This is a genomic window from Pseudofrankia coriaricola (genome assembly GCF_001854805.1).
Classification (GTDB): domain Bacteria; phylum Actinomycetota; class Actinomycetes; order Frankiales; family Frankiaceae; genus Pseudofrankia.
The window spans coordinates 1-3847 of the sequence record NZ_MBLO01000028.1 but is presented as its reverse complement, the minus strand read 5'-3'; the positions used below and the strand labels follow the sequence as shown (position 1 = coordinate 3847).

4 protein-coding genes and 1 pseudogene are annotated in these 3847 nt (G+C 69.3%); 2 read left to right on the top strand and 3 right to left on the bottom strand.

Annotated features, from left to right (window positions below; translation table 11 throughout):
• The first annotated feature begins 777 nt into the window (after window positions 1–777).
• Both BCD48_RS56375 and BCD48_RS48635 read left to right on the top strand, forming a co-directional pair.
• On the top strand, window positions 778–1170 hold the full coding sequence (locus tag BCD48_RS56375) for an SRPBCC domain-containing protein (protein WP_071047075.1): 393 nt from the start codon (window positions 778–780) through the stop codon (window positions 1168–1170).
• 254 nt (window positions 1171–1424) lie between these two features.
• Window positions 1425–2801, top strand: coding sequence for a toll/interleukin-1 receptor domain-containing protein (locus BCD48_RS48635; protein ID WP_241841520.1), 1377 nt, complete (start codon window positions 1425–1427; stop codon window positions 2799–2801).
• A 392-nt stretch (window positions 2802–3193) separates the two neighbouring features.
• Here the strand turns inward: BCD48_RS48635 and BCD48_RS53195 are convergent, their stop codons facing one another.
• From BCD48_RS53195 to BCD48_RS52000, 3 genes and pseudogenes are all read right to left on the bottom strand, one after another.
• Window positions 3194–3496: a sigma-70 family RNA polymerase sigma factor family protein gene (locus tag BCD48_RS53195; RefSeq protein WP_241841518.1), complete on the bottom strand. Its 303-nt coding sequence runs from the start codon at window positions 3494–3496 to the stop codon at window positions 3194–3196.
• Window positions 3396–3674, bottom strand: a pseudogene (locus tag BCD48_RS55425) (nuclear transport factor 2 family protein); the annotation flags it as partial. The pseudogene BCD48_RS55425 and the gene BCD48_RS53195, both read right to left, overlap by 101 nt.
• A 50-nt stretch (window positions 3675–3724) precedes the next feature.
• A partial coding sequence (locus tag BCD48_RS52000) for an SAM-dependent methyltransferase (protein ID WP_198543089.1) occupies window positions 3725–3847 on the bottom strand: 123 nt, incomplete at its 5' end.

The following is a 3847-nucleotide window of genomic DNA, read 5'->3' as shown; positions in this document are numbered from 1 at the left end:
TGACCGAACGGCTGCAGCTGCTGCGCGAGCTGCTGCTGCGTCGCGACATGGGCGATCTCGTTTGCCAGCGCGGCCTGCTGGAGCTGCTGCTGGGCAACGGCCTGCTGGACGGAGAACGGAACAAGAACCCCGGTTCCGACACCGAACGCGTTCGGTGCGACGCCCCCCGGTAGACCGCTAAAAATTCCCCCGGACGCGAGCTGCTGCGTACCGAACGGCATTATTCCAGCCCCGTACCCGCTGATCACGGGCGGTGCCACGGAAAGCGGCTGGTAAGGTGTTGACATGGTCGTTTCGGGCAGCATGGCGGAGACGGACACACCAGTCCTCCTGATTCAGCGATGAAGAACGAGACTCTCGACGGTGGCCTGCGAAAATCGCTCGGCGCGCTGGAACACTACGGTCAGGCGACGAGCTCCTCAACCGCGATGCGGTGAGTCCTGCCCGTGGCGGGCACGTATACCCTAGAATCGCTAGACCTTTTGGCCCGCAAACCGCGACATAACTGGCCAGCTTTGGACGCTGTTGGGCTGTACCTGCCGAAAACCACGTCCGGGTAGGTCAGGCGGCATGTTCATACTCGTGCAGAATGCCGGCGAGCCGGTCGCGTCGGTGGATGTCGAGGTGGCGAGCCGGTCCGGGTCTGTGATCGGTTCGGGCAGTGGCTGGAATGGTCGGGCGTTGGCGATGACAGCGAAGGTGATCCGTGACAGCGAAGGTGATCCGTAAGGGATCTTCAGCTTCTTCGGATCTTGAGGTAGTCGCGAATCGACCCGAGTGAGATTCGACCTCGAGCCCGCCGGCGCCGGCGGGGTCAAGCTGACCGTGGTGCACGACGGGTTCGCTCCCGGCAGCACCCTCGCGGAGATGGTCAGCGTCGGCTGGCCCAACGTCATCGCCAGCCTGAAGACACTCCTGGAGACCGGCGCCCCCTGCCCGCCTGACCGCCGGGCGCGCTCGTCACCGCCGGGCAGCACCGCCTCGAACCGCGTCCCGACGCACGACGCCAGCGGCTCGCGCCGCCAATCCCCGTCGGAGGCCGCCGCGCAGCTGATCCTGCAGCGCTACCTGCGGCGGGCGGTCAACGGGACCGGCACGATCGACCGTCACCAGCCCCGCCGGCCTGCGCAGGATCTTGCGTCGGCGGATCACGGACGGGTCCGCTGGTGAGCGAGGCGGGAATGGCCCCCGACGAGACCCGGGGCCATTCCCGTTCCGAAAGGGCGGCCGAGGGCTTGGCCGGCGGCGGGAACTCACGCCGAGCCTGCGGAAGACCTTGCGTAGGTGGTAATCGACGGCACGCGCAGGAAGATCGACGCGGGAACCTACACGGGCGGGCCCTCGGTGAGCGGTCGCGAGCATACTTGCACTCGTGGGAACCGAGGTGGCCGCCTCCGTGGCTCGGCGACATCGCGACTGACGCCGTGGTCACGACGACGGGCGACCGTCCGGGGGACGAGCGCTGGGACTTCTTCATCTCCTACGCCAGCGCCGACCGCGACTGGGCGGAGTGGATCGCCTGGGAGCTGGAGGAGGCGGGCTACCAGGTCCTGGTGCAGGTCTGGGATTTCGTACCCGGGTCGCACTGGATGACCAGCATGGCCGAGGGCATCGAACGCTCCCGCCGGACCCTGGCCGTCCTCTCGCACTCGTATCTGAGCTCGATGTTCGGAAGGAAGGAGTGGGAGGCCGCCTACCGGGCCGACCCGAACGGCTTCAACCGCAAGCTGGTCCCGGTCCGCGTCGAGGACTGCCCTCGGCCCGCCCTGCTGGACGCCGTCGTCTCGTTCGACTTGTTCGGCCTGGAGCTCGACGCCGCCCGGAGCCAACTTCTCGACAACATCCGGGTCGCCCTGGCGGGCCGTGCGAAGCCCCTGGTCCCGCCACCGTTCCCGACGGCGAGGCCCACGCCGACGACCGCCGACTTCCCTTGGCCGGCTGTTCCTCGGGAAGCCGGCCATGGCTCGGCTCCGCCCTTCCCCCGCGGCGCGGGGGGCACGCCGCACGGCCTGTCGGGCCGCCAGAGTCCGTCGTTCAACAGGTCATCGGCGTGGCCCGACGGCTTTGGCCGCGCGGCTTCGGGAGCCGCCCTCGCCAGGACGGCGTCTGTCACGGCGGCGGACGCGGCCGTTGGTTCTCAGCCGGCCGGTGGGACTCAGCCCGCCGAGGATCGCGACGAGCCCCTGTCCTGGGCCAGCGCTATCCGGATGGCCCTGATCGCGGCCGCGCTCACGGGCTGCCTGCCCGCCGTCGCGGTCGTCGTCTTCCTGCTGTTCCCGCCCGACAGCCCGGCTCCGTTCCTGGGCCGCATGTGGGACGGAGGATTCCTCGGCCTGATCCTCGGCGCCGGCATTGGTAGCGGCACGTTCGCCCTCCGGTCCAGGTCCACGGATCCTGTCAGGTTCATCGTCGCGAGCCTTTTCCCTGTCATTCCCGCGGGCGTCGCGGCCGGCCTTGCGACCTCCTTCGCGGCGGGCGCCGGCTCGGGTGCCGGCGTGGGGGTCGGCGCGTTCCTGGGCGCCGCCATCGGCAGGGCGATCATGTTCTACGACGAGTACGACATCAATGAGACGTACGACGACAACCATCCGGTGCTGGCGCTCGGCCACGCCTCCGGGGTGAGCGGATTTGTCACCGCCACCTTTGCCGGCAGCGTGGCTGGTCTGGTCGGAGGCCTTGCCGAGGGGCTCACCGCGCACCTCGGGGCCGTGCAGGACGTCGTCTACGGCAGTGGTGTGGCGTTCGCCGTAGAGGAAGATCTTGTCGGTGCATTCGACGGGCGACCGGTGCGGTGCGGGTAGATCCACCGCCGACGGACCAGCCGGCGGTGCCAGGCCAGCAGCGTCGCCGGGGTCACCAGCCGGCACGACCGGGCCCCGCGGGGGAGCAGTCGGGCCGGCGCGGCCAGGACCGCGCGATCCGGCCAGGTGAACCGAGGCCGCCCGACCTGGCGACGCAGCACGTCGACCTCCTGGCGCAAGACCAGTAGTTCCGTCATCCTCGCCGCATCGCTGCGGGTGAGCAGGACGAGCCAGCCGAACACCCGCACCATGACCAGATACACCAGTCGCACGACCTTGAGCCACGATCATCCGCCACGGCGCCTGGCAGCGAAGTTGCAGATCAACGCCCCGAGACCGAGTTCTGGCACGGTACAGGGGTCGCGGCGAGGCTGGCGGAAGATTCCCTGGGGTCATTTCTCGGCGCCGCCGATCTTGCCGGGCAGGCCGAAGGAGTCGAACAGGTCCTGGTCCTGGAAGACGTTGTTGCGGCTGATACCTGACGCGGTGACGGTGAAGACCTGGAGGGTGTGCAGGTGGTATTCGCCGTCCTGGGCGCGTGTGTAGGCGGCCAGCGCGGGGTTGCCCGTTCGCCCGCGTCGGCACCATGCGCCAGCCCGTGCCCCGGAGGGTGAAGAGGCGTGCCATGAAGCGGATGTAGGGCTCGCGGCCGGCGTACCAGGTGAGGAACGGCGGCATCTCCAAGACTGCGTCATCGGTCAGCAGCTTCTCCAGAGCCGCCAGGTCGGCGCTCTCGAAGGCGACGGCATACCGCTCGACCTGGGCGCGGTCGCCGGGGTCGGCGGGCTCGTCGATCTGGTCCTCGCGCAGCCCCGCCTCGCCGAGCCGGGCCCTGGCCCGTTGCAGGGCGCTGTTGACTGCGGCGGTCGTCATCTCCAGCGTCGCGAACCAATCCCGCCAGTCGCCGAACGCAACTGTGAGTGTTATTTGCGGGCGACGCCGCAGTGGCTGTCGACGGGGGTGGGGTTGGTGCCGGGGTCGGGTCGCCACAGTGAGGTGGAGACGACGCCGGGTTCGACGAGTTCCAGGCCGTCGAGGAACCGGGC

Coding starts and splice junctions, on each gene's coding strand:
- BCD48_RS53195 (WP_241841518.1), bottom strand. CDS start 3,496: ATGACGCAGTCTTGGAGATGCCGCCGTTCCTCACCTGGTACGCCGGCC.